24 protein-coding genes are annotated in these 22,903 nt (G+C 64.7%); 9 read left to right on the forward strand and 15 right to left on the reverse strand.

Annotated features, from left to right (window positions below; all coding sequences use genetic code 11):
- Positions 1–30 precede the first annotated feature (30 nt).
- The 8 genes from der to OA2633_RS00325 all read right to left on the reverse strand — a co-directional run bounded on the left by der (position 31) and on the right by OA2633_RS00325 (position 6,528).
- Complete coding sequence (der, locus tag OA2633_RS00290; RefSeq protein ID WP_009800459.1) at positions 31–1,410, reverse strand: ribosome biogenesis GTPase Der; 1,380 nt, start codon at positions 1,408–1,410, stop codon at positions 31–33.
- Between the two features lie 26 nt (positions 1,411–1,436).
- Complete coding sequence (locus tag OA2633_RS00295; RefSeq protein ID WP_009800460.1) at positions 1,437–2,840, reverse strand: PQQ-binding-like beta-propeller repeat protein; 1,404 nt, start codon at positions 2,838–2,840, stop codon at positions 1,437–1,439.
- Positions 2,837–3,598, reverse strand: coding sequence for a tetratricopeptide repeat protein (locus tag OA2633_RS00300; protein WP_009800461.1), 762 nt, complete (start codon positions 3,596–3,598; stop codon positions 2,837–2,839). Before OA2633_RS00300 ends, OA2633_RS00295 begins: the two co-directional genes overlap by 4 nt.
- Before the next feature lie 83 nt (positions 3,599–3,681).
- Positions 3,682–4,509, reverse strand: coding sequence for a 3-methyl-2-oxobutanoate hydroxymethyltransferase (panB, locus tag OA2633_RS00305; protein ID WP_009800462.1), 828 nt, complete (start codon positions 4,507–4,509; stop codon positions 3,682–3,684).
- 88 nt (positions 4,510–4,597) lie between these two features.
- Entirely contained in the window at positions 4,598–4,954 is a 357-nt protein-coding gene (locus OA2633_RS00310; protein WP_009800463.1) for a hypothetical protein, read from the reverse strand.
- A complete protein-coding gene (locus OA2633_RS00315; RefSeq protein WP_009800464.1) occupies positions 4,951–5,493 on the reverse strand; it encodes an RNA polymerase sigma factor in 543 nt (180 codons plus the stop codon). Before OA2633_RS00315 ends, OA2633_RS00310 begins: the two co-directional genes overlap by 4 nt.
- Before the next feature lie 27 nt (positions 5,494–5,520).
- Positions 5,521–5,898, reverse strand: a complete 378-nt coding sequence (locus OA2633_RS00320; RefSeq protein WP_009800465.1) for a DUF6249 domain-containing protein — start codon at positions 5,896–5,898, stop codon at positions 5,521–5,523.
- 45 nt (positions 5,899–5,943) lie between these two features.
- Positions 5,944–6,528, reverse strand: coding sequence for an NnrU family protein (locus OA2633_RS00325; protein WP_009800466.1), 585 nt, complete (start codon positions 6,526–6,528; stop codon positions 5,944–5,946).
- Between the two features lie 135 nt (positions 6,529–6,663).
- Here OA2633_RS00325 and OA2633_RS00330 point away from each other — a divergent pair, with 135 nt between their 5' ends.
- Together OA2633_RS00330 and OA2633_RS00335 are read left to right on the forward strand one after the other, a co-directional pair.
- Complete coding sequence (locus tag OA2633_RS00330) at positions 6,664–6,930, forward strand: hypothetical protein (RefSeq protein ID WP_009800467.1); 267 nt, start codon at positions 6,664–6,666, stop codon at positions 6,928–6,930.
- 119 nt (positions 6,931–7,049) lie between these two features.
- Positions 7,050–9,263, forward strand: a complete 2,214-nt coding sequence (locus tag OA2633_RS00335) for a M3 family metallopeptidase (protein ID WP_009800468.1) — start codon at positions 7,050–7,052, stop codon at positions 9,261–9,263.
- Between the two features lie 65 nt (positions 9,264–9,328).
- On the opposite strand, the gene OA2633_RS00340 is transcribed toward OA2633_RS00335, so the two are convergent.
- The 4 genes from OA2633_RS00340 to OA2633_RS00355 form a co-directional block, all read right to left on the reverse strand.
- The gene (locus OA2633_RS00340) at positions 9,329–10,150 is read right to left on the reverse strand and encodes a type II CAAX prenyl endopeptidase Rce1 family protein (RefSeq protein ID WP_156776002.1); all 822 of its coding nucleotides are present in this window, start codon (positions 10,148–10,150) and stop codon (positions 9,329–9,331) included.
- 2 nt (positions 10,151–10,152) lie between these two features.
- A complete protein-coding gene (locus OA2633_RS00345) occupies positions 10,153–10,941 on the reverse strand; it encodes a MipA/OmpV family protein (protein ID WP_009800470.1) in 789 nt (262 codons plus the stop codon).
- A gap of 121 nt (positions 10,942–11,062) precedes the next feature.
- On the reverse strand, positions 11,063–12,208 hold the full coding sequence (locus tag OA2633_RS00350) for an AraC family transcriptional regulator (protein WP_009800471.1): 1,146 nt from the start codon (positions 12,206–12,208) through the stop codon (positions 11,063–11,065).
- A gap of 119 nt (positions 12,209–12,327) precedes the next feature.
- On the reverse strand, positions 12,328–13,764 hold the full coding sequence (locus OA2633_RS00355) for an alpha/beta fold hydrolase (protein ID WP_009800472.1): 1,437 nt from the start codon (positions 13,762–13,764) through the stop codon (positions 12,328–12,330).
- 137 nt (positions 13,765–13,901) lie between these two features.
- Between OA2633_RS00355 and OA2633_RS15035 the strand changes: the two genes are divergently transcribed.
- The 4 genes from OA2633_RS15035 to OA2633_RS00375 all read left to right on the forward strand — a co-directional run bounded on the left by OA2633_RS15035 (position 13,902) and on the right by OA2633_RS00375 (position 17,338).
- Positions 13,902–15,446, forward strand: coding sequence for a LytTR family DNA-binding domain-containing protein (locus OA2633_RS15035; RefSeq protein ID WP_009800473.1), 1,545 nt, complete (start codon positions 13,902–13,904; stop codon positions 15,444–15,446).
- A 71-nt stretch (positions 15,447–15,517) separates the two neighbouring features.
- The gene (locus tag OA2633_RS00365; RefSeq protein ID WP_009800474.1) at positions 15,518–15,964 is read left to right on the forward strand and encodes a hypothetical protein; all 447 of its coding nucleotides are present in this window, start codon (positions 15,518–15,520) and stop codon (positions 15,962–15,964) included.
- A gap of 78 nt (positions 15,965–16,042) precedes the next feature.
- Positions 16,043–16,726, forward strand: coding sequence for a type 1 glutamine amidotransferase domain-containing protein (locus OA2633_RS00370; protein ID WP_009800475.1), 684 nt, complete (start codon positions 16,043–16,045; stop codon positions 16,724–16,726).
- A 108-nt stretch (positions 16,727–16,834) separates the two neighbouring features.
- Positions 16,835–17,338 carry a hypothetical protein gene (locus tag OA2633_RS00375; RefSeq protein ID WP_156776004.1) on the forward strand — a complete coding sequence of 168 codons (504 nt, stop codon included), beginning with the start codon at positions 16,835–16,837 and terminating at the stop codon, positions 17,336–17,338.
- A gap of 57 nt (positions 17,339–17,395) precedes the next feature.
- Here the strand turns inward: OA2633_RS00375 and OA2633_RS00380 are convergent, their stop codons facing one another.
- From OA2633_RS00380 to guaA, 3 genes are read right to left on the reverse strand one after another with little or no spacing between them, the layout of a single operon-like run.
- A complete protein-coding gene (locus tag OA2633_RS00380; RefSeq protein ID WP_009800477.1) occupies positions 17,396–17,596 on the reverse strand; it encodes a SlyX family protein in 201 nt (66 codons plus the stop codon).
- Positions 17,596–17,910 (reverse strand): cupin, encoded by a 315-nt coding sequence (locus OA2633_RS00385; RefSeq protein WP_009800478.1) that lies wholly within the window; start codon positions 17,908–17,910, stop codon positions 17,596–17,598. The genes OA2633_RS00380 and OA2633_RS00385 overlap by 1 nt, the downstream gene beginning before the upstream one ends.
- Positions 17,911–17,935: 25 nt before the next feature.
- Complete coding sequence (gene guaA, locus OA2633_RS00390) at positions 17,936–19,504, reverse strand: glutamine-hydrolyzing GMP synthase (protein WP_009800479.1); 1,569 nt, start codon at positions 19,502–19,504, stop codon at positions 17,936–17,938.
- 110 nt (positions 19,505–19,614) lie between these two features.
- Between guaA and OA2633_RS00395 the strand changes: the two genes are divergently transcribed.
- The 3 genes from OA2633_RS00395 to OA2633_RS00405 all read left to right on the forward strand — a co-directional run bounded on the left by OA2633_RS00395 (position 19,615) and on the right by OA2633_RS00405 (position 22,866).
- Positions 19,615–20,010: a hypothetical protein gene (locus OA2633_RS00395; protein ID WP_156776006.1), complete on the forward strand. Its 396-nt coding sequence runs from the start codon at positions 19,615–19,617 to the stop codon at positions 20,008–20,010.
- Positions 20,011–20,083: 73 nt separating this feature from the next.
- Positions 20,084–22,072 (forward strand): copper resistance system multicopper oxidase, encoded by a 1,989-nt coding sequence (locus OA2633_RS00400; RefSeq protein ID WP_009800481.1) that lies wholly within the window; start codon positions 20,084–20,086, stop codon positions 22,070–22,072.
- Positions 22,069–22,866: a copper resistance protein B gene (locus tag OA2633_RS00405; RefSeq protein WP_009800482.1), complete on the forward strand. Its 798-nt coding sequence runs from the start codon at positions 22,069–22,071 to the stop codon at positions 22,864–22,866. The genes OA2633_RS00400 and OA2633_RS00405 overlap by 4 nt, the downstream gene beginning before the upstream one ends.
- Positions 22,867–22,903: the final 37 nt, after the last annotated feature.

Below are 22,903 nucleotides of genomic sequence, written 5' to 3' on the forward strand. Positions count from 1 at the left end.
ATGAAAAAGGCGGCCCGCTGGCCGCCTTTTTTATTTGTCCTTGGCGTAGGGGTTTTTCTGCCCTTTCACGATCAAGCGGATCGGTACGCCCGGCAGATCAAACGCCTCGCGCAATCCGTTGATCAGATAGCGCTTGTAGCTGTCGGGCAGATGCGCAGCGCGGCTGGCCATCAGAACGAAAGTCGGCGGACGCGCCTTCGTCTGGCTCAGATAGCGCGGTTTCACACGGCGGCCGTCCACGGCAGGCGGCGGGTGACGCTGGACCATCTCGGCGAGCCAGTCATTGAGATCGCGGGTCTTCACCTTCACGTCCCAGTTCTTGTGCAGCGCGGACACGGCCGGCATGATTTTCTCAAGGCCACGGCCCGAGATCGAGGAGATCGGGATCAGCGGCGCGCCCTTGATCTGCGGCAGAAGACGCTCGAACTCCTCGCGCAGCTCGGCGAGCTTGGCCTGCTTGTCCTCGATCAGATCCCATTTGGTGATCAGCACCACCAGGCCCCGCCCCTCGGTGACCACGCGGTCCGCAATGGTCAGGTCCTGCTTCTCAAACGGGCGCTCGGCATCCACCAGCAAGAGCACGATCTCGGCGAACTTGATGGCGCGCAGCGTATCGGCTGCGCTCATGCGCTCCAGCCGGTCATCCACCTTGCCGCGCTTTCGCAAACCGGCGGTGTCGTGCAGTCGTACGCGCTGACCGTCCCATTCCCATTCCACCGCAATGGCGTCCCGGGTCAGGCCGGCTTCGGGGCCCGTGATCAGACGGTCTTCACCGATCAGGGCGTTGATAAGCGTGGACTTGCCCACATTCGGACGACCGGCGACAGCAAGGCGCAGAGGCGGATCCTCTTCATCATCACCCTCGCCGTATCCATCCGCCTCCATCTCGGCGCGGATGCGATCCTGAGCGGCCTCGATGGCGTCGGTCAGGCGCGCATAGAGATCGCCCATGCCCTCGCCATGGGCGGCGGAGACCGGCACGGGTTCACCCATGCCCAGCTTCCACGCTTCCATGGCGCCGTATTCGCCCTTGGCGCCTTCGCACTTGTTGACGGCCAGGATCACCGGCTTGTGGGATTTGCGCAGCACTTCGGCGAAGCGCTCATCCATGGCGGTAATGCCTTCGCGGCCATCAATCAGGAAGACGCAGACATCGGCTTCATCCAGGGCGGCTTCGGTCTGGGCGCGCATGCGCGCCTCGATGCCCGCCTTGTCATCTTCATAACCGGCGGTGTCCACAAGACGCAGTTCAAGGTCGCCAATACGGCCGCGCGCTTCACGCCGGTCGCGCGTCACGCCCGGGCGATCGTCCACGATCGCCAGCGGCTTGCCGGCGAGGCGGTTGAAGAGCGTGGACTTGCCCACATTGGGCCGTCCCACGATGGCGAGGGCAGGCAGGGTCGATTTCAATTACCGGGCTCCAGAGCCCCCTGAAATCAGCGTAGCGCGATCAGGCGGCCTTCATCGGTCAGCACAAGCACCGTTTCATCTGCGATCACAGGCGCAATGTAAACCGAATCTCCCAGATCGCGATCACCCATCGGGTCACCCGTGGTCGGGTCGAAGAAGGCGAGATCGCCTTCGGACGACGCCAGAACCAGTCGGTCACCCGCCAGGATCGGCCCGGCCCAGGAGACGCGATTCTTGCGTTTGCGCTCATTGCGGAACTGCTGAAGCTGGGTCAGCCAACGGACCTCGCCGGTGGTGCGATCAATCGCCACCAGCTCGGCATTCACCGACACCAGGAACAGGTAATCGCCTGCAATCGCCGGCGCATTCAGTCCGCCTGCCGGTTGCTCCCACATGCGCTCGCCAGTGCGCAGATCAAAGGCGGCCATGGAGCCTGAATGGCTCATGGCATATGCCGCATCGCCCAGAATGACCGGGCTTGCGGCAATGTCATTGATGGTGGAGAGCGGCGTCAGGCCGCCTGCGCGGGTCAGGGAATCAGACCACAGCACGGTGCCGTTCTGAACGCGCAGCGCCACGATCTCGCCGGATGAGTAAGGCGCGATGACCACATCACCCAGCACAGCCGGGCTCGGCGCCGTCAGGATGCGGGCGGTTTCGGCAATGGAGCGGTGGCTCCACAGCACATCGCCATTGCTGGCGTCGAGCGCCAGAAGCTCGTTGTCATCGGTCGAGACGAAGACGCGACCGTCTGCGACCGTCGGCGCGGAATGGAACGGCGTCAGCGAATGCGCGCGCCAGACTTCCTCTCCCGTCGCCGCATCAAGGGCGACAAAGAAGCCGCCGCCCGAATGGGCGTAGATCCGGCCATTGTCAAAAGACAGACCGCCGCCAAAGGTCAGCACCCGGTCGCCGCCGCGGAAGAAGGGCAGGAAACCGTCGCCCTGCGCTTCATGCAGGGAGGGATCATCCAGACGCGTGCGCCAGATCTCGTCGCCATCAGACAGGCTCAGGGCGGACACCCGGCCCTCGGCGTCAATCACATAGGCCACGCCGTCGGAAATCACCGGTCGGGCGTTGATGCGGGCATTGCGGCTGGAGCCGGCGCCGATGCGCGTGCGCCAGACAACGTTCAGATCCCCGCTGGCCGCCGTGTGCTGCATGGCGTGGGTCGGATATCCGTCCGCCTGGGGCCAGGCCGTGTTCACATAGGCGCGCGGCAGGGTCGCGACGCCCGCCTCCTGCACGCGCAGCGTATCGCCCAGCTCCAGCACCGAACGGCGTTCGGAATCCGGCGGCGCATTCGGATCATCGGATTCAGGCGCGGAGAAGGGATTGAGATTGCTCAGGCGCTCTCCGGCGCCGCAGCCGGTCAGAAGCAGGCTGGCGGCGAGACACGCATAAAGCGGCAGGGTGCGAGACAGGGTCACTGCCCGTCCTCCTCTTGCTCGGCGGTTTGGGGCGCCGCTTCGGACGGGGCGGGTTCAACGGCTTCGGAAGCCTCAGCTGGTGCGGCCTCCATGTCCACAGGCTCGGCGGCGGGCGCACGCTGATCGAGATAGGACTGCGCCTGCATGACGCGCTGGCTCATGGCCTGCGGCAGATCAAGCGCCACCGACAAGAGCTGATAGCGCTGACGCGCCTCATCCCAGCGCTGATCGCGAAGCGCCGCAGCGGCCATCAACTCTCGCGCCAGCAACCCGACCGGGGCGGCGCCCTCGGTCAGCGGCTCAAGCCGGTTGGCCAGGTCGTCATAGGACAGCTGGTCGAACTGGGCCAGCGCCGCCTGATAGCGCGCCAGGTCCCGGATCAGCGGTTCCGGGCTGATCTCGCCCGCCCGGTTGAACAGTCGCGCGGCTTCCTCGGCGTCGCCCTGCGACAGGGCGATCTCCGCCCGGCGCATCAGAGCCAGCGTTTCATACCCGCGCGGCCCGGATTCGACGAGCGCCTGAAACTGGCTGTCGGCCTGAAGCAGATTGCCGGCCTCATAGAGTTCGGCGGCGGCCTGGTACTGCTCGGAAGCGGCGTCCGCACGCTGCTTGGAGGACCATTCCATGAACTGATATGCGCCCACGCCGAGCACGATCGCCGCTGCCGCGCCGCCGACCCACGGGCCCCATTTCCTGAGAAGGGCGTTGTACCGTTCCTGGCGCAGCTCTTCTTCGACTTCGTCGAAAACGTCGACCACTGGGGGCGCTCCACTTGTTCAAAAATTTCCGTGCGCCGGACCCTAGCCGCGTGCATCGCGCCGGGCAATACGCGCTTGCGGTATCAGCGCTTCTTCGCGCTGTAGACATGCTCGGGCCCCGGAAAGACCCGCGCGCGCACATCCTCGGCATAGGCCTGGAACGCAGCATCTGCGATTTCGCGCAAACTGCCGTATTTCTTCACAAATTTCGGAGTCCAGTCGAACAGGCCGAGCATGTCCTGCATAACCAGGACCTGACCATCGCACGCCGCAGATGCGCCTATCCCGATCGTGGGCGCGGACACCTGTTCGGTGACTTCGCGCGCCACATCCTCGGCCACGCCTTCCACCACGATGGCGAAGGCGCCCGCCTCATCCATGGCGCGCGCTTCAGCCAGCACCTTGGCGCGGCTGTCTTCATCCCGCCCCTTGGCCTTGAAGCCGCCATCCGCCAGCGCCGCCTGGGGACGCAGCCCCACATGGGCGACCACCGGAACCGCGCGGTCCACCAGATAGCGCACGGTCTCGGCCATCTGCACGCTGGTTTCGAGCTTGACAGCGCCTGCGCCTGTTTCCTGCAGCACCCGCACGCAATTGGCGAAGGCCTGTTCCTTGGATTGCTCATAGCTGCCGAACGGCATGTCCACGACCACCAGCGCCTGTTTCGAGCCGCGCATCACCGCCTGGCCGTGCAGGATCATCATCTCCAGCGTCACGGAGATGGTGTTGGGCAGTCCGTGAACCACCATGCCCACCGAATCGCCGACGAGAATCAGGTCGGTATGCGGATCCATGACCGCCGCCATCGGCGCGTCGTACGCTGTCAGGGAGACAATCGGAGCGCCGCCCTTGCGGGCGCGAATGTCCGGGGGGGTCAGGCGTTTGACCGGAGACTGGGTTTGAGCGGACATGACGGGGTCTCCCTTGGAGTTTGGCCCCGCAGCCTATCGCGCTTTCGCAGGCGCACAAGTCACCCGGTCTCACACCCGCGCATCCGCCTCAGATATAGCTGCGCACGCCCGGCAGAACCCAGGCGAAGCCGAGCGCCATGAGGCCGAACACAGCGGTGACGATGGCTTCGGGTCCGAAGAAGCCCAGCGCCTGGGCCAGCACGCCATGCGCCTGATCGGCCGGAATCAGGCCCACGAGGTTTTCAAGCTGGCTGCCCGCAACGGCCGAGCCTGTGGCCCCCGCCCCGCCCAGCGCCAGAAAGCGCATGCGGTCCGGATTGTTGAGCCGTTTGGCGACGTGCTCCACAAAGACCGGGTCCTCCGCGGGCGGCGCCGCATCGGCGAACATCGCCGTCAGCTCCGCGTCGAAGGCGTCATCGTTCATGGGATCAAGATCGTCCGTCATGCCGCCGCCTCCTTGCGTTCGAACCAGGCCTTGAGTTTGGCCTTGCCGCGATTGACATGGCTCTTCACCGTGCCCAGCGGAAGGCCCGTGACCTCCGCCGCGTCAGAATGCGACAGTCCTGACGCATAACACAACACCACACAGACCCGCTCTTCCTCGCCCAGCGTGGCGAGGGCCCGGTCGAGATCCACCCGGGCGCCGCCATCGGCGGGCGCCTGATGGGTCTCCATGGGTTGGGCCTTGAGCTTTTCCATCGTCTTGTCGATCGCCTTGCGCTTGCGCGCGCTCATCAGGAATTCGGTGTAGGCGATCCGGCACAGCCAGGCCTTGAACGAGCCCGCCCCGGTATAGGCGGAGATCTTGTTGTAGGCCTTGATGAAGGTCTCCTGCGCCAGATCGTCGGCCAGGGCGGCGTTGCGGCACAAGCGCATCAGCACGGCGCGCACGGCGGACTGGTGGCGGGCGACCAGGGACGAAAACGCCCGCTGATCCCTGCCCGCGATCACCATCGCTATGAGTTCGCCGTCACTGGGCGTCATGCCCCAACTCCACGCCTGAGGACCCGATCAGTCCTGGTCCTTTTTCTTCGAGAACAGACCGAACAGGATCAGCACTACGCCGATAAAGCCCGGGAACGCGGCGATCGCGGTCATGATGGACAGGACCTCCTGATCCGCATCCAGTCCGCTTACCGCGAAGCCCAGAACGATCAGCGCCGCCGCAACCGCCAGCAGGATCGAGCCGGCTTTCAGATCACCACCCTTGGGTTTTTCCTGAACGCCCAGCGCCTTGATGGTCTCGGGCGACAATTGCTGACCGGAGCGGATCGCCTCCTGCACTGTCGCCAGAACCGCTTTCCGGCGCGAGGCCGAACCGGCCACATTGATGGCGACGATCGCCACGACCATCCCGAACAGGCCCAGCGGAACCAGAATGTCTTCCATGATCAACCTCCAGATTGGGGACGCTGTCTGTGCGTCCTGTACCGCTTAGATGCCGGGTGCGGCCCGATTGGATGCAAACTCGACGACAGCAACGCCAAAAAGCTGCATGTGGAAATACGCAATAACCGCAGACGCGAGAACGCCGATCAACAGCGCCGTCAGATCCGCCCACAGAACGCCGGGCCGGGCGAAGTGTCCGCCCGTCCAGTACCCCTCGACCAGCAGGATCAGCGACCAGGCGGCGAAGGCGCCGAACAGGAGGATCGAGGCGAGCTCGCCATTGGCCAGCAGGTGCGAGCCTGACCACAGGAACACGCCCAGCGTCATGGGGTGCCGGGTGAGCGACCGGATATGGCTGGGCAGATAGGTGGCGAAAATCAGTACAAGAGACACCGGCACCGCCACCAGCGCCACTGTGCGCGTCCAGGCGGGCGGCTGCCAGAGCGTCACCGAGGGATGCGCCAGGATCTGGCCGTAGACGATCAGGGTCAGGCCGATCGTGCTGAGCACGGAATAGAAGATCGCGAACAGCGCTTCGCCGGTCACCCTGACCATAAGCGCCTTGATCCCCAGGACCCGCGTCAGATGCACCCCGATAAAGATCACGAGGCCTGTGATCAGAACGCCCATAGACACGCCCTCCCCTTGAGCGCGAGAAGCTTAGACCGACTCTCCTCGCAAAGGCGAGTGGGCTTGGCCATCTGCGGCGTCTGGCCCGATTGAAGCTGCATCGGACTGGTCTAGTCTCACCATTGTGGAGGCCTGATGACCGATCTGTTGCGATTTCTGCTGCGTCACGCCGTGCTGGGCATGGTGATCGGCATCGCGTTCACCGCTCTCATCCTGGTGCTGGACATTGGTCAGATCCGCACCCTGACCGCGAGCGATCCGGCGGGCATGGGCGTACGCCTTCTTCTCGCCTTCTTCATCGGCTCCACCTTCGCCAGCCTTCAGATGGGGATTGCGGTGATGTATGCGCCGCCCGGAGGCGAAGGTGAGGATGAGGATCGCCACGGGTCTGGCGAAGACTGATCCCCTGCCCCATCTGAACATATCGTAATGCGTACAGGCTGTGCGGACTGTTTCGCCAGCCGGGGCGGATAGCCTAAGGTGCGCGCCAATCGACTCTGTATCCTTTGGGAGGGGATTTCATGCGTTCTCTGCTTCTCGCCGCCGTCAGCGGCCTTGCGCTCGCCGCCTGCAGCCAGCCGGCTGACACGGCTGCGGACACTCAGACCACCGCTCCGGAAACCACCGACAGCCAGGCCAGTGACGCCGCCATGTCCGATGAGGCGGAAGCCTCCAATCCGCTGACGGCCGAATGGACCGGCCCGTATGGCGGCGTGCCGGCCTTTGACCAGATGGACCTGAGCTATCTGCGTGAAGCGCTGGAAATCGGCATGGAACGCAACCGCGCCGAGATCGAGCAGATCGCCAACAATCCCGAACCGCCGACGTTCGAGAACACCATCGTCGCCATGGAGCGGGCTGGCGAGACCCTGAACCGCGTCTTCGTCTATTACGGCATCTGGTCGTCGAACCTGAGCTCTCCGGAATTCCGTGAGATCCAGCGTGAGATGGCGCCTGTGCTGTCCGCCTTCTCGTCCGAAATCACCCAGAACAAGGACCTGTTCGCCCGCATCCAGGCCGTCCATGACGGTGAGGAAATGGCGACGCTGCGCCCGGACCAGCAGCGTCTTGTTCAGCTGACCTATGACGGCTTCGCCCGCAACGGCGCGACCCTTGAGGGCGCGGAAGCCGAGCGCTACGCCGAGATCCAGTCGCGTCTGGCCGAGCTGCACACGCAATTCGCCAACAATGTGCTGGCCGACGAAGAGAACTACGTCACCTATCTGAGCGAGGACGAGCTGTCGGGCCTGCCGGACAGCTTCATCACCGCCGCCGCCAACCTCGCCGCCGAGCGCGGCCATGAGGGCGAATATGCGGTGCTCAACACCCGCTCCTCCATGGACCCGTTCCTGACCTATTCCGACGAGCGTGATCTGCGCGAGGAAGTCTGGCGCACCTATTACAATCGCGGCGACAATGGCGACGAGTACGACAACAACGCCATCATCGCCGAAATCCTGCAGCTGCGTGACGAGCGCGTTGAACTGCTGGGCTACGACAATTACGCCCAGTGGCGCCTCGAGAACCGCATGGCCGGCACGCCCGAGCGCGCGCTGGAGCTGATGGAGACGGTCTGGCCGGCCGCCATCGCCCGCGTCGAAGAGGAAGTCGCACAGATGCAGGCGCTCGCAGACGAGCGCGGCGACGACATCACGATCGAGCCGTGGGATTACCGCTACTACATGGAAAAGGTGCGTCAGGCCGAATACGACCTGAACTCCGAGGAAGTGAAGCAGTACTTCAACATCGAGAACCTGCGCGAAGCGATGTTCTATGTGTCCGGCGAGCTCTTCGGCTTCGAGTTTGAAGAGATCACCGACGGCTCCGTGCCGGTCTTCCACCCCGATGTCCGCGTCTGGGAAGTGACCGATCGCGATTCCGGCGACCATATCGGCCTGTGGTATCTCGACCCCTACGCCCGCCAGGGCAAGCGCTCGGGCGCCTGGGCGACCAGCTATCGCGGCCACACCACCTTTGACGGTGAAGAGACCGTGCTGTCGTCCAACAACTCCAACTTCATCAAGGGCGCGCCCGGCGAGCCGGTCCTGATCAGCTTTGATGACGCGACGACCTTCTTCCACGAAATGGGTCACGCGCTGCACGCCTTGTCCTCGAATGTCGCCTACCCGACCCTGAACGGCGGCGTGCGCGACTATACCGAGTTCCAGTCCCAGCTGCTGGAGCGTTGGGTGCTGACCGAGCCGGTCATCGAGAACTATCTGCGTCACGCCGAGACGGGCGAGCCGATGCCGGATGATCTGGTGGCCCGCATCCGCGCCGCCTCGACCTTCAACCAGGGCTTCGCGACCACCGAATATCTCGCCTCCGCACTGGTGGACATGTACCTGCACACCGCCGATCCCGAAGGTCTGGATCCTGATGCCTTCGAGCGTGAAACGCTGGAGCGTCTGGGCATGCCCGAAGAGCTGCCGATGCGTCACCGCACCCCGCACTTTGGGCACATCTTCTCGGGTGAAGGCTATTCGGCCGGCTATTACGGCTATATGTGGGCCGACGTGCTGACCTCGGATGCCGCCGAAGCCTTCGCCGAAGCGCCGGGCGGCTTCTATGACGCCGAACTGGCCGAGCGTATGGTCCAGTACCTGTTCGCGCCGCGCAATTCGGTCGATCCGGCGGACGCCTATCGTGAATTCCGCGGCCGTGACGCCACCGTCGAGCCGCTGATGCGCGACCGTGGCTTCCCGGTTCCGGGCGAAGAGGAAGAGGGCGAATAAGCCTCTTCCACTTCGATGAATGACAAGGCGGGCGGCTCGACGAGCCGCCCGTTCTGCATTCAGGGTCAGGCCCCACCGGACACCACGCTGATCACCACCCACATCAGGATCACGCCCTCAAGCCCATGAAGGATCAGGGACATCCAGTTTGATCTGAAGATCTGGGCTGGGAGGGCGTAGGCGATGCAGCTGGGGATCAGCGCCGGGAGCATCCAGAACTTGTGCGCGTGATAGAGCGCGAACAGCACCCCATTGCCCACAAACGCCCAGCGCCCCCAGGCGGCGACCATGCGCGGCAGCAAGACGCCATGAAACAACAGCGCCTCGCCCAGCACATAGTTGAACAGGCAGGAGACGAGCGCCAAGGCGACCACATCCCAGCGCCCCTCCAGCTCGGGCACGGCCAAGGTTTCGATAAAGGCAAACGCCGGGCTCAGGCCTTCCAGCCTGTGACCAAGCGGCGTTGAACTGAACCAGGCGCCCACGGCGTAATCGGCAAACCACCCCGCCGCGAACAGGACGGGAATGACGAAGAAAGCGGGTGGCGCCGGTCTGGCGGTTCCGGGCCAGAGCGGCGGGTTGAGCCAGAGCCGAGCCTTGATCGCCGTCCAGTGAAACCGGACGCCTTCCAGTCTGAGGACCAGAACCGCCACGACGGTTTGCCAGACCATGCCCAGAATGATGCAGCGCCAGAAGATCAGGCCGGGCAATTGATCGCTGTGTTGCATCCAGAACGGCGCAATGATCCAGGCCAGCACCGGCATGGGCGCGCTGGCGGCCAACCAGATCGCCAGAATGCGCCCCGTCTGTACAAGGCGCGCGGCGCCGGACAGGGGCGGCGTCACGACGTCGCCCTGCCCCGCCATCATGAACCGTGGAGCGTCCATGATCAGAACCGACGCATCACGCCGACAAACAGCCCCGTTGAGCTGTCATCCGCCATCAGCGGACTGTCGGTGATATCGGAGCTGTAGAAATCCGCCTCCAGCCCGCCGATCAGAAGCGTGCGGTCCGTCAGCCGATAGCGCGCCTGAACGCCCAGATGCGGCGTCCATACGCCGCCGGACGGGGCGCCCGGCGAGACGCCGAACTCATAGGCGCGCGCCTGGATCATCTCATCGGTGGAAATGCCGTACAGCCAGGTCGAGAGGTCTTCATCGCTCCAGACCGCGCCAGCGGAGATCTCGAGCTCCAGACGCTCGATGGGCGCCACGCTCCAGGCGATGTTCAGATCGACGGACTGGCCGCCGGACTGGTCACTGATGTCGATGAGATATTCCGCACTGGCGCTGAAGGCGCCCCGTTGGGCGCCGACCCGCAGGCCCGCGTCCACGCCCACATCCCGATCGAGCCCGTCATACAATTCGGTGTCGTCCGGATCGACCAGCGGAATACGCGGGCTCAGTCGCGCGTCCAGCTGCAGCGGGCCGAGCTCCAGCGCTCGCCAGCTGACGCCGCTGAGGTCAACGGTGAGACGGCCTTGCTGGAACAGGAAGAGCGGCAGCGCGCCCAGCTCCAGATCGTCCTTCGCGCTTTCATAGGGATTGGTGACGGCATAGGCGCCGGCGCCCAGCATCAGCACACGGCCCGTATCGGGCTCTTCGTATTGTGCGAAGGCGGAAACCGGCAGAGCGAACGCAGCCGCGATCAGGGCGGCGCCCGTCAGGTATCTGGTCATGACATGTCTCTTCTGTTTGGGGAGATGACATGTCGGCTCTAGCAGCCCGTTTCAGGGCCCGCGTCCGAACGGGTCCGATCAGACTTCAATCCTGTCCGAACGGGACGGGTCGGACACAGGGCTAGCCGTCCCGGAACGCGCTCGGGGCCTGCCCGGTCTGTTTCTTCACGGCGAGATTGAAGGTGGAGCGGGAATTGAAGCCCACCTCATAGGCGATGGTCAGCAGCGGATCGGACGTCAAGCGTATGCGGCTCACCGCCTCTTCGACCCTCAGGCGGTTCACATAGTCAAAGAAGCTCACGCCAAGATGCCCGTTCAGACACTGGGAGAGATGGTTGGGGCTGACGGCCAGACGCGAGGCGAGCGTGCTGAGCGAGAGCAGCGGATCGCGATAGAGCCTGTCCTTGAGCATCACACTGTCCAGCCGCGCCGCAATCTGGGCCAGACGCGCGTCGGACAGGGAAGACCGCGCGTATTTTTCCGCCGTCTCCAGCGTCGGAGGCGCATCCGCCCGATCACGATACACCGGGGCCTGCCAGAGCCCGTAAAGCCCCACCACGACGATCCAGACGCATTCCACCAGCGCATCACTGAGATCGATGAGTGGATTGGAGATCAGGCTGACCGGGAAGAACGTCTTGATGGCGCCCCAGCTCCAGGCGACCAGCATCAGCAGCAAGACCGCCCGGAGCCAGGACAGGATGCGGTTCTCGATATTGGAGAAGATCTGTCGCACGGTCTGCAGGTTCCGCGTCAGCACCCAGACCGCCACGCCCAGATAGGCGAGCGTCAGAACCAGGAACAATCCGCTGAAGGCCGTCACCACGAGAAAGGCGGTCGAGCCTTCCGCTTCGCTCAGACCATAAACGCCCTGACGAATGGAGGTCGGCAGGGTGAAAAAGCTCAGACTGACCAGCACAGCCGCCAGCGCCGGCGCCCAGATCAGCAGCCTCAGCCGGACCGGCCAGGCCGCATCCGGCGCCCGCGTCATGTCGAGCACGTAGACCAGCAGAACAGGGCCATAGAACAGTCTGAACGGCCAGAGGGCGCCGATCAGGGCGGGGGCTGTCTCGTAAACGCCCGATTGCTCGAACAACAGCTCAAAACCCGAGAGTGCGCTCAGGACGAGAAAGGCGGCGAGCGCCTTCCTGGCATAACGCGGATGCGCGCCCGCCTCGCGACGGTCCAGCAGCCAGAGCTGAAGCGCAGCGAACAGGGCCACGCCCGCCGCCCCCGCTGAAATGAACTGCACCCAGAGCTCGATCATCCCAACGCCGCTCCCCGTTCGTCCTGGAGCAAGACTGACGGCGAACGGCGGGACTGACAATCGCTCACTCGCACCCGGGCGAGGATGCAGGCCAGGAGCGCCGCCCGGCCTGCACGCGCCTAGAACGGCAGTTCGGTCAGATCAGGAAGGGGCGCAATGATGCGCTCTCCGTCCACATCAGCCCCCACCATGAAGCGATGCATCACGGCCGGCACCTCGGGCGTCGTCATGAAGAGATTGTGCCCGGCGTTTTCAACGATCACCCAGTCCACATGCGCCATGCGCGAAAGCGCCGCGCGCTGGCTGTCAGGATAGGTGCGGCCATCCAGCGTCCCGGACAGGAGAAGGATCGGCGTCTCGCCCGTGGGTGCTGCCCGGAAATCGTCGTCCAGCCCGAACCCGTCCCAAACGCCATTCAGCTGCGGCATGGGAAAGTTGAGATACGCGCCAAGCAGGGCGGTCTGCGCCTCATGCTCCACCTGCGCCAGACGCTCTGCACTGATCCCGGACGCCAGATCCATGGCTGTGGACATGGGTTGCAGGCTGATCGGCGCTCCCAGCTCGTAAAACCGGGCGATGATGGCCGAGGCGATGTTGGCGCTGCCGGCCTGATCAATCTCGGCGTACATCGCCAGGGCAATCGCGGCGGAGGCCGGATCCGCGATCAGACCGGAGGTCATCTGCTGCAGATCGCGGCGTTGAAGCAGGAAGGGGCGCGCGCCGTCCGCACCGGGGATCATGAGCGGCATCGGCTCCGCTTCCAGCCGCCCATGCACCCGCGCCATCATGCCCGCGATATCGGGATAGGCCGCCGCGGCCCCCGGCTGGGCGTTTACAGCCGCCTGCAGTCTTTCGATATAGGCTTCGGTCCGGGACGGCAGTTTCACTGTCTGATCCAGACCTTCCGCACTGGCCAGAATGGCGCGATCAATCTCGTCGGGGATGGCTTTGAGCGCCGCCATCGCGAGGTGCGTGCCATAGGAGATGCCCCAGAGCGTCACGCGCTCCGCGCCCAGATGCGCGCGCAGGTCGGAAATGTCCGCAACGCTTTCGGCCGTCGTATAGCCCTCGATCCCGACGCCTTGCTCACGCCAGAAGACGCGGCATTCACGGGCCGCCTGGCGATAGGCGCCGGCATACTCGGCGTCCGTGCCCGGCTCTGTTTCAGACACGCTGACGCTTGAAACACATGTCGGCAGATCATTGCGCGACAGGCCTGTGCCGCGCTGGTCGAAGGCGATCACATCACCATGACGGCGCATCTGCATGAACAGATCAAACCGGCGGCCGCGCGCCGTCCCGGTTCCCGACCCGCCCGGTCCTCCGGCGAGATACACGATAGGCGCGCCTGTCGCCCCCTCGAGCGCTGGAAAGCGCACATAGCCGATCTCGATCATCCGGCTGTCGGGGTTGCCGCGGTTCTCGGGCACGGTGAACGCGCCCTGAAACGCCTCGACGCTGACGCCGTCATTGCTCGTGAAACTGATCGGCTCTTCCGCCAAGGCGGCGCCGGTCAGCGCGAGGGCGGGAAGAAGGGAGAAAAGTCCTGACCGCATGTTTGTCTCCTTTGTGGGTCTCCCGCTCTTGCGGCGGGACGAGGAGCATGGTTGTTCCAAATCCCCGCCCGGTCAGGCGCTCATCGGTGAGCGGCGAAGCCGGATCGACGAACGGCGCCCCTTGCTGACAGAGACTGATGACCCGATTGCCTTTCATTCTCGGCGCGCTGGCGCTCCTCCTGTCCGCAGCGATCGGCCCCGCTGAGGCCCGTCAGGCCATCAGCCTGCGCGCCGCGCCGCTCATCGTGTGTCCGGCGGACGGCGCAGCGGACGCCCTGCCGGACTTCACGGCGCCCGATTGCCAGGAGATGCAGGTCTTTGAGCTCGACCCGCAGGGCCGTCATCTGTGGGCGCAGACCCGGGTCAGCCTCGAGGCCGAGTGGATCGCCTCGCCTGGCCCCAAGGGGGTCTATCTCTCCGGGCTCGCCGCCAGCGAGATCTATCTCAATGGCATACGGATCGGCGCCAATGGCTTGCCGGGGGACAATGCCGGCCAGGAGCGCGCCGGACGGATCGACTTCGCCGCCCATGCCCCCAGGGACCTGTTTGTCGCCGGAGAGAATACCCTGGCCATCCGGCTGTCCTCCCATCATGGCTTCCTGACCCTGACCTCGCCGATGCAGTCCTTCTTCCTGGCCGAGTACGGTTCGCCGACAGACCGGATCCTCCAGTATTACTGGCCCAGCCTGATCATGTTCGGCGTGTTTGCGCTTGGCGCCCTGGTGTTCGCGGCGATGGCGGTCCGGGCCGAGCGCCGCGAAGAACCGATCATTCTGGTCGGCCTCAGCGCCGCGCTGGGCGCCCAATTGTTGATCGAGGCCGCACGCGGACTGATCAGCTATCCCTATCCGCTGCATGACGCGCGATTGATCGGCATCGTGGCCAGCGCGTTCGGCGTTTCGCTCAGCCTCATGGCGCTCACCCTCAAGCGCTTCACCTCGCTCAGCTTCGGACGCCGCAGCCTCGCGCTTGGCGGATATGCTGCAATCCTGGCCTTTCCGATCCTGCTGATGCGCGGCTTTGACGGCAAGACATGGGGCGTGCTGGCGCTGGCGCTCGCCTTGTGTGCGCTGCTGAGCGGCTATCAGGGTTTGAAAGGGCGACGCGAGGCGCTCGTCCATGCGTCAGGCTATAGCCTTGCCGCGCTCATCGCGATCACGACCCAGAGCGCCTTCATCGACCTGCACCTGTTCTGGCTGGCCAGCGTGTTCCTGATCGCCCTGTTTGTCCAGCAAGCGCTGACCCTGTTGCGTGAACAGCGCATCCGAGCCCTGGAAACCCGTCGCGCCGAAGCGCTGGACGCCGCGCTCGCCCTTGCACGTCAGGCCAGCGAGCCTGCCCTTCTGCCGCTGGAAAGCGGCGGGCGCACCGACTTTGTCCGCACCCAGGAGATCAGCCGGATTCAGGCCGCAGGCGATTATGTGGAGCTGCATTACGAGGATGGTCGATGCGTCCTCTACACGCTCACGCTCGCCCGGCTGGAAGACCAGCTGCCGCCCACCTTCCTTCGCGTGCATCGCTCCCATGTCGTCAACACCGCTTTCGTCAGAGCGCTGGAACGCGAGCCGGGCGGCGGCGGGCGCTTGCTGCTGCGGTCGGGGGGCGAAGTCCCGGTCAGCCGACGCATCCTGCCCCGCGTGCGGACTGCGCTCTCTGAGGCCGACCCGGCCAGACCGGCCTGACGCCTCGCCGGGAACGATCACGTCAGACCGGCGTTAGCCTCTGTGACGCAAGCAGAGTGGGACAGGCGGACATGATCATTCTCGCAGCCCTGTTGCTGGGGATTCTGACAGGCGCACGCACCTTCATGGCGCTCGCCCTGGTCAGCGGGTATGCGCTCGTCATCGCGCCCCAGCCCCTGATCCCCGCCTTTGGCTGGCTCAGTGAATGGTGGGCCTTCGTCCCGCTCGCCGCCCTGGCCGGGCTGGAGCTCTGGGGCGACAAGCAGCCGCGCACCCCCTCACGCACCGAAACCGGCGGGGTTCTGGCCCGACTGATTGCGGCCGCTGTCGCGGGTGCGGCGCTGGGAGGCCTGCTGCCTGCCGTCGCCGGCATTCTGGGCGCTGCAGCCGGAACCTATGGCTGCGCTTTCCTGAGGGCCTGGCTGGCGGCGCGCCTGGACTCCGATTTCAGGGCCGCGCTTGCCGAGGATGCGCTCGCCATCTGCGGCTCGCTGGCCGTTCTGGTGTGGCTCGTCTGAGGCCCGCCGCCGTCCGACGGTTGAAGCGCGACCACCGCCCCTTACGTCTAGTCTCCCTGTCCCCCAAAGGAGCTCCCCATGAATATTCTGATGGTCCTGACATCGCATGACGAACTCGGTGAAACCGGTGAGAAGACCGGTTTCTGGCTCGAGGAATTCGCGGCCCCCTATTACGCGTTCAAGGATGGCGGCGCGAAGCTGACCCTCGCCTCGCCCAAGGGCGGCCAGCCGCCGCTCGACCCCAAGAGCGATGACGAGAGCGCCCAGACCGAGGACACCCGCCGGTTCAAGAGCGACGAGGACGCCCAGAAAGCCCTCGCCAACACCGTCAAGCTCGACACGGTCAATTCCGAAGACTTTGACGCCGTGTTCTATCCCGGCGGGCACGGTCCGCTTTGGGACCTGACCAATGACGAACATTCCGTGGCGCTGATCGAGTCCTTCTGGAAAGCCGACAAGCCCATCGGCGCTGTCTGTCACGCCCCGACCGTTTTGCTGAACGTCAAGGATGAGCATGGCCACGCGCTGGTGAAGGGCCGCAAGGTCACCGGCTTCACCAATTCCGAAGAAGAGGCCGTGGGTCTGACCCAGGTCGTGCCGCACCTGCTCGAGGACGCCCTGAAGGAGCTGGGCGGAGACTATCACAAAGGCGATGACTGGGCGCCCTTCGCCGTGTCCGACCACCGCCTGATCACCGGCCAGAACCCGGCCTCCTCCAAACCGGTCGCCGAAGCGCTGATGGCCCAGCTCAAGATCGGCTAGGCCTTCCAGTGAAAGCCCTGGGTCGCCGCCCGGGGCTTTTTTTGAGGTCTCGTTAAATCCCCTCAGGCGATACTGAGCGCCGCCCGGCACTGACCCATGGGGGAAATGATGCGCGCCCTGACCCTGGCGTTCCTGTTCGTACTCACCGCCTGTCAGGACGCCTCTGCTCCGCCCCCGCCGCCGGACAATCCCGCCCCCAACCACCAGATCGCTCGTCGCGCCTATATGGCGGCGCTCCAGTTCGACGGACATGACAATCTGGCCAGTGAGACCCGCGCCGAGCGCATGTCCGCCTTCCGCTATCAGCTGGAGGTGCAGGAGGCGCGCCGCGAACGCACCCGGGAGGACACGCTGGTGGCGCTGGAGGCCCTGCGCCGGGTCGATGTGGAGAACTGCGGCTGGCGACGGCTGACCCGTGAGGACCTGCCCGACTGGGCGCGGGACCGGGTGCAGACCTTGCCGGAGGCGGCCTATGAGTGCGCCTTCACCCTCTATTTCCAGCGCTCGGGCCCGCCGCCCGGCCCACGCATGAACGAGACGGCCACCGGCCTCTTCTTCATGCGCGACGGCGAGTGGATGTATATGGGCCGCATGCCCAATCCGTATAACTGACGCAAAACGGGCGGCCCGATGGGCCGCCCGTTTCTGTCAGGATCGAGAGAGTGCGCTTCAATAGTGCGGCGGCTTTTCATTGCCCGGCGCAGGCAGGCCCGCCTCCAGCTCCGCAATGCGGTTGTCGGAAGCAGAAAGCCGCGCCTTCAGCGCCTCGATCTCCTTGGTCTGACGGGTCAGAACCTCAGAGAGGTCATCGAGCATCTGCTGCTGCTCGGCGACATGGATTTCAAGACGGTCGAGTCTGTCATTGCTCATCACACACTCCCTGGTCTTTCAATAACAAGCACGCGCGTTTCGCCCTGCGGATGGGCGACATGGGCGTCACCGGATTCGGCGTGGAAGACATCGCCTTCTTCCATCGACAGGACCGAAACCTCACCGGCGGCGTTCTTGACGTGCATATCAAGTTTGCCCTTCAGAAGAACAAACACTTCCGGTCCGTCATTGACGTGCCATTTGTACGGCTGATCTGTCCAGTGCATCCGAACGGTCGCCGCCTCAAAGCGCTCCACGTCGAGAGCGTCCCAGGCACGCTCGCCAGTATAGCTTTCTGGCTTGATCAGTCGCATTGGCGGCTCCGGACGCTCTGTGGGCTTATTCCCACTCAATGGTTCCCGGCGGTTTGGAGGTGACGTCGTAGACGACCCGGTTCACGCCACGCACTTCGTTGATGATGCGGGTGGCGACGCGGCCCAGGAAGTCATGATCGAACGGGAAATAATCCGCCGTCATGCCATCGGTGGAGGTCACCGCCCGGAGGGCCAGCACATTGTCATAGGTGCGGGCATCGCCCATCACGCCGACCGTCTGGACCGGCAACAGCACGGCGAACGCCTGCCAGATGCTGTCGTAAAGCCCCGCCTTGCGGATCTCCTCGATATAGATCGAATCCGCCTTGCGCAGGATGTCGGCCTTGTCCTTGGTGACCTCGCCCGGAATACGGATGGCGAGGCCCGGCCCCGGGAAGGGGTGACGACCGATGAAGCTTTCGGGCAGGCCCAGCTCGCGCCCCAGCGCGCGGACCTCGTCCTTGAACAGTTCGCGCAGCGGTTCGACGAGCTTCATGTTCATGCGCTCTGGCAGACCGCCCACATTGTGGTGCGACTTGATGGTGACCGACGGGCCGCCGTCAAAGCTGACGCTTTCGATCACATCCGGATAAAGCGTGCCTTGCGCGAGGAAATCCGCGCCGCCCACGCCCTTGGCCTTGTCTTCAAAGACGTCGATGAAGAGCTTGCCGATGGTCTTGCGCTTCTTTTCCGGATCGCTTTCGCCCGCCAGCGCCGAGAGGAAGCGCTCTTCCTCGTCCGCAGCCACGAGCGGGATGTTGTAGTGCTCGCGGAACAGGGTCACGACCTGATCGGCCTCGCCCGAGCGCATCAGACCGGTATCCACGAACACGCAGGTGAGCTGGTCGCCAATGGCTTCGTGGATCAGGACGGCAGCGACCGAGCTGTCCACGCCGCCCGACAGACCACAGATCACCCGGCCCGAGCCGACCTGTTCGCGGATCTTGGCGATGGCCTCTTCCTTGAAGGCGGCCATTGTCCAGTCGCCCTTCATGCCCGCAATCTTGTGGGTGAAGTTGCGCAGGATCAGCGCGCCGCGCGGCGTGTTCACCACTTCGGGGTGGAACTGCACGCCGTAAAAGCGACGCCCCTCATCCGCAATGGCGGCGAAGGGCGCATGGGTTGTGGCGGCGATGGGATGGAAGCCCTGCGGGATCGCGTTCACACGGTCGCCATGGCTCATCCACACGCGTTCGAGATGGCCCACCTCGCCAATGCCGTCAAACAGGGGGCTGTCCGCGACGATCTCGATATCGGCGCGGCCGAACTCGCGTTCCTCCGCCGCTTCCACGCTGCCGCCCAGCTGGGCGCACATGGTCTGCTCGCCATAGCAGATGCCCAGCACCGGCAGGCCGCGCTCGAACACGCTCTGGGTCGCGCGCGGGGTGCCTTCGCCATGGACGGAATTGGGACCGCCAGACAGGATGATCGCCTTGGGCGCAAAGGCGTCCAGGAAGGCGTCGTCCACGCGGTTGAAGGGGTGAACCTCGCAATAGACGCCACTTTCGCGGAGTCGGCGAGCAATCAGCTGGGTGACCTGACTGCCAAAGTCGATCACCAGCGCTTTTTCATGGTGGGCCTGAATCTCGGTCATGGCTGCGCATAGCGCAGACCGCGCCGTTTCGCCAGAGGGGATAAGCACGCGAGCGCGACATGTTTGCGCGCGCGGTTTTCCTGAGCCCGCAGGAGCGCTATGTTGGCGCCATGACTCGACGCTTCGACACGCCCCTGCCCCAGATCCTGACCGCGATGATCTTCATCGCGTGCTGGACAATGCAGGTGTGTGCGCAGCCAATGACGCCCGCTGCGGCGGATCATGCCGATGCTCATGCGCATCATCAGACGAGCGCCCACGCCCATCACGGCGCTCCGAGCCAGCAAGCCGATCCCGAGTGCGAGGAGAACGCCCTGTGCGGAGCGCCGCTGGTGCTCAATGACGCGCCCCAGTTCGATCTGCCGGTCATCCTGCCCGAAGCGCCGAAGCCTGACCTCAAGGCGCTACGTCTGGTGGCGACAAAGGCTCCGGTCTTTGATCCGAACCGGCCACGACCGCCGCCCTGGCCGACCCCGGTCCAGCTCTTCACCGTTCAGCTCAACTAGGCCCGGACAGGCGCCCCGCCCCCCTTGGCGGACAATGAACCCTGTCTGTTTGATGAGCTGAACGAGCTGACTGATGATTACGAGACGATCCTGGCTGACCGGCGCCGGCGCGCTGACAGCCGCAAGCCTGACGCCCGGCTGGGCGCAGGCCAGCCGCGCGCTGACCCAGCGCGCCCCCGACGCCCTGACCGGTACGGTCTTCAATCTGGATATCGCCCGCACGCCCTTCCGCGTGGATGGCCGCCGCGATGAAGCGATCACGGTCAATGGCGGCGTGCCCGCCCCGCTCTTGCGCTGGCGCGAAGGCGATGAGGTGACGCTCAATGTCACCAACCATCTCGATGTGGACAGCTCCATTCACTGGCACGGCATTCTCTTGCCGTTTCAGATGGATGGCGTTCCGGGCGTGAGCTTTCCCGGCATCCGCCCCGGCGAGACCTTCACCTATCGCTTCCGCCTGCGTCAGTCGGGCACCTATTGGTATCACAGCCATTCCGGGCTGCAGGAACAGGAAGGGCTGTATGGTCCGATCATCGTCGATCCGGCCCATCATGATCCGGTCGGCTATGACCGCGAGCACGTGCTGGTGCTGAGCGACTGGACCTTCCTGTCGCCCGAGGCGCTGTTCAACCGGCTCAAGACCAATCCCGAAAGCCTGAACTATAATCACCGCACGCTGGGCGATCTGGTCCGCGACATGAGCGAGGATGGCGTGCGCGCCGCCCTGTCTGATCGCGCCATGTGGGGCCAGATGCGCATGAAGCCCACCGACATCTCCGATGTGGGCGGGGAGACCTATACCTATCTCGTCAACGGCAAGGGACCGGACAGCAACTGGACGGGCCTGTTCGAGCCGGGCGAGCGGGTGCGCCTGCGCATCATCAACGCCTCGGCCATGACGATCTTCAATCTGCGCATCCCGGGCCTCGCGATGAGCGTCGTGCAGGCGGATGGCCAGAATGTCCAGCCCGTCGAAACCGACGAGCTGCAGATCGGCGTGGCGGAAACCTATGACGTGGTGGTCACCCCGCGCGAGGACCGCGCCTTCACGATCATGGCTGAAAGCATTGAGCGACTGGGCTACGCCCGCGCCACTCTGGCCCCGCGCGAAGGCATGACGGCTGAGGTTCCCGAGCTGCGTCCCTCCCCGCTTCTGACCATGCGCGACATGGGCATGGATCACGGGTCGATGGGGCATGGTTCAATGAGCGGAGACGGCATGGACCACAGCGCCATGGGTCATGACGGCATGAACCACGGGTCTATGGATCACGGCCAGATGGATCATTCCGCGCATTCCGGTCATTCCGCCATGGCGATGGAGGACAGCGCGCCTGTCACCCACAACCATACTGAGGGGCCGGGCGTCGCCAATCTCAACATGGCGCCGATCAGTCGCCTCGATGAGCCGGGGATCGGGCTGGAAGATGTGGACCATCGCGTCCTCACCTATTCCCAGCTGCGCAGCCTGGACACCAATCCCGACCTCCGCGCGCCGGGGCGTGAGATGCAGATCCATCTCACCTCCAATATGGAGCGCTATATGTGGTCGTTTGACGGCGTGCGCTTCACCGAGATCGACGCGCCTATCATTTTCCATGAAGGCGAGCGCCTGCGGGTCTCTCTGGTGAACGACACCATGATGCCCCACCCGATCCACCTTCACGGCATGTTCTTCGAGCTGGTCAACGGTGGCGGCGATCACAAACCGCGCAAGCACACCGTGATCGTCAAACCGGGCGAGCGTCTGGCCTTTGACGTCACGGCAGACGAGCCGGGCGATTGGGCCTTCCACTGTCACCTGCTCTATCACATGCATGCTGGCATGATGCAGGTCGTCTCGGTGCGGCCCGGCCCGATGGATCCCTCAAGCCATCAGGATCATTCCGCCCATCAGAGCCATTCCGGGCATCACCAGAGGGAAGCCGCGCCGATGGATCATTCCAGCCATTCCGGACATGGCGGCGGTCATCAGGGCCATCACGCCCCCGCGTCAGAGCCTGAACCGGCGCCCGCGCACCATAACCACCACTCCGGTCACCATGGCGGAGGCGCCCAATGATCCGCTCATTCCTTCTGGGCGCAGCCTGCGCTCTTATCGCCGCCCCGGTCTTCGCTCAGTCTCACGACAGCGGCCATGACGAACCGCTCTGGAACGCCGCGGACCGGTATTTCGACGCCGATGTGATGGCGCAGGCGCGTCATGACGTGCTGCATCATTCGGGCGCCACGAAGCATTCCATGCTGATGCTAGATCGCTTTGAATGGCAGGACGCGGATGGCGAGACCAGCCTGAAATGGGAGGGCGGCGTCTGGACCGGCGGCGACATCAATCGCCTCGTCATGAACGTCAAGGGCGCGTATCTGCCTGACGAGGACAGCTTTGACGGCGGCGAGGTGGAGCTTCTCTACAGCCGCGCTGCGACCCGCTATTTCAACGTCCAGACCGGCCTGCGCCATGAGTTCGGCCCGGACGAAACCCAGGGCGTGATCGGGATCGAGGGGCTTGCCCCCTACTGGTTCGAGGTGAACGCCCACGCCTATCTGGGCGGAGAGGCGGGCGCCGCCATCGAGGCGGAATTGGAGTACGAAATCCTCTTCACCCAGCGCCTGATCCTGCAGCCGGTCGTCGAGACACGCTTTGCCTTCGGTGACGCGCCAACACTCGATCAGGGCACGGGATTTACCGATGTCGAGGCGGGGCTACGCCTGCGCTATGAAATCCGCCGCCAGTTCGCCCCTTATGTGGGCGTCAGCTGGGAGCGCAAGCTGGGCGAAACCGCCAGCCTCGCCCGCTCCATGGGCGATGAGGTGGAGGAAACCGCCCTCCTCGCTGGCGTGCGGATCTGGTTCTAACGCAAAAGGCCCCGGCAGCGCCGGGGCCTTTTCATGT

It is taken from the genome of Oceanicaulis sp. HTCC2633 (assembly GCF_000152745.1).
Taxonomy (GTDB): domain Bacteria; phylum Pseudomonadota; class Alphaproteobacteria; order Caulobacterales; family Maricaulaceae; genus Oceanicaulis.

What these genes read in the sequence shown, in the direction of transcription:
- OA2633_RS00385 (WP_009800478.1), bottom strand. Translation starts at nt 17,910, where the DNA reads ATGCGACTGATCAAGCCAGAAAGCTATACTGGCGAGCGTGCCTGGGAC.
- OA2633_RS00315 (WP_009800464.1), bottom strand. Translation starts at nt 5,493, where the DNA reads ATGACGCCCAGTGACGGCGAACTCATAGCGATGGTGATCGCGGGCAGG.
- OA2633_RS15035 (WP_009800473.1), top strand. Translation starts at nt 13,902, where the DNA reads ATGACCCGATTGCCTTTCATTCTCGGCGCGCTGGCGCTCCTCCTGTCC.
- OA2633_RS00405 (WP_009800482.1), top strand. Translation starts at nt 22,069, where the DNA reads ATGATCCGCTCATTCCTTCTGGGCGCAGCCTGCGCTCTTATCGCCGCC.
- OA2633_RS00340 (WP_156776002.1), bottom strand. Translation starts at nt 10,150, where the DNA reads ATGGACGCTCCACGGTTCATGATGGCGGGGCAGGGCGACGTCGTGACG.
- OA2633_RS00395 (WP_156776006.1), top strand. Translation starts at nt 19,615, where the DNA reads ATGACTCGACGCTTCGACACGCCCCTGCCCCAGATCCTGACCGCGATG.
- OA2633_RS00320 (WP_009800465.1), bottom strand. Translation starts at nt 5,898, where the DNA reads ATGGAAGACATTCTGGTTCCGCTGGGCCTGTTCGGGATGGTCGTGGCG.
- OA2633_RS00325 (WP_009800466.1), bottom strand. Translation starts at nt 6,528, where the DNA reads ATGGGCGTTCTGATCACAGGCCTCGTGATCTTTATCGGGGTGCATCTG.
- OA2633_RS00345 (WP_009800470.1), bottom strand. Translation starts at nt 10,941, where the DNA reads ATGACCAGATACCTGACGGGCGCCGCCCTGATCGCGGCTGCGTTCGCT.
- OA2633_RS00380 (WP_009800477.1), bottom strand. Translation starts at nt 17,596, where the DNA reads ATGAGCAATGACAGACTCGACCGTCTTGAAATCCATGTCGCCGAGCAG.
- OA2633_RS00350 (WP_009800471.1), bottom strand. Translation starts at nt 12,208, where the DNA reads ATGATCGAGCTCTGGGTGCAGTTCATTTCAGCGGGGGCGGCGGGCGTG.
- OA2633_RS00400 (WP_009800481.1), top strand. Translation starts at nt 20,084, where the DNA reads ATGATTACGAGACGATCCTGGCTGACCGGCGCCGGCGCGCTGACAGCC.
- guaA (WP_009800479.1), bottom strand. Translation starts at nt 19,504, where the DNA reads ATGACCGAGATTCAGGCCCACCATGAAAAAGCGCTGGTGATCGACTTT.
- OA2633_RS00365 (WP_009800474.1), top strand. Translation starts at nt 15,518, where the DNA reads ATGATCATTCTCGCAGCCCTGTTGCTGGGGATTCTGACAGGCGCACGC.
- OA2633_RS00370 (WP_009800475.1), top strand. Translation starts at nt 16,043, where the DNA reads ATGAATATTCTGATGGTCCTGACATCGCATGACGAACTCGGTGAAACC.
- OA2633_RS00335 (WP_009800468.1), top strand. Translation starts at nt 7,050, where the DNA reads ATGCGTTCTCTGCTTCTCGCCGCCGTCAGCGGCCTTGCGCTCGCCGCC.
- panB (WP_009800462.1), bottom strand. Translation starts at nt 4,509, where the DNA reads ATGTCCGCTCAAACCCAGTCTCCGGTCAAACGCCTGACCCCCCCGGAC.
- OA2633_RS00375 (WP_156776004.1), top strand. Translation starts at nt 16,835, where the DNA reads ATGCGCGCCCTGACCCTGGCGTTCCTGTTCGTACTCACCGCCTGTCAG.
- OA2633_RS00355 (WP_009800472.1), bottom strand. Translation starts at nt 13,764, where the DNA reads ATGCGGTCAGGACTTTTCTCCCTTCTTCCCGCCCTCGCGCTGACCGGC.
- OA2633_RS00310 (WP_009800463.1), bottom strand. Translation starts at nt 4,954, where the DNA reads ATGACGGACGATCTTGATCCCATGAACGATGACGCCTTCGACGCGGAG.
- OA2633_RS00330 (WP_009800467.1), top strand. Translation starts at nt 6,664, where the DNA reads ATGACCGATCTGTTGCGATTTCTGCTGCGTCACGCCGTGCTGGGCATG.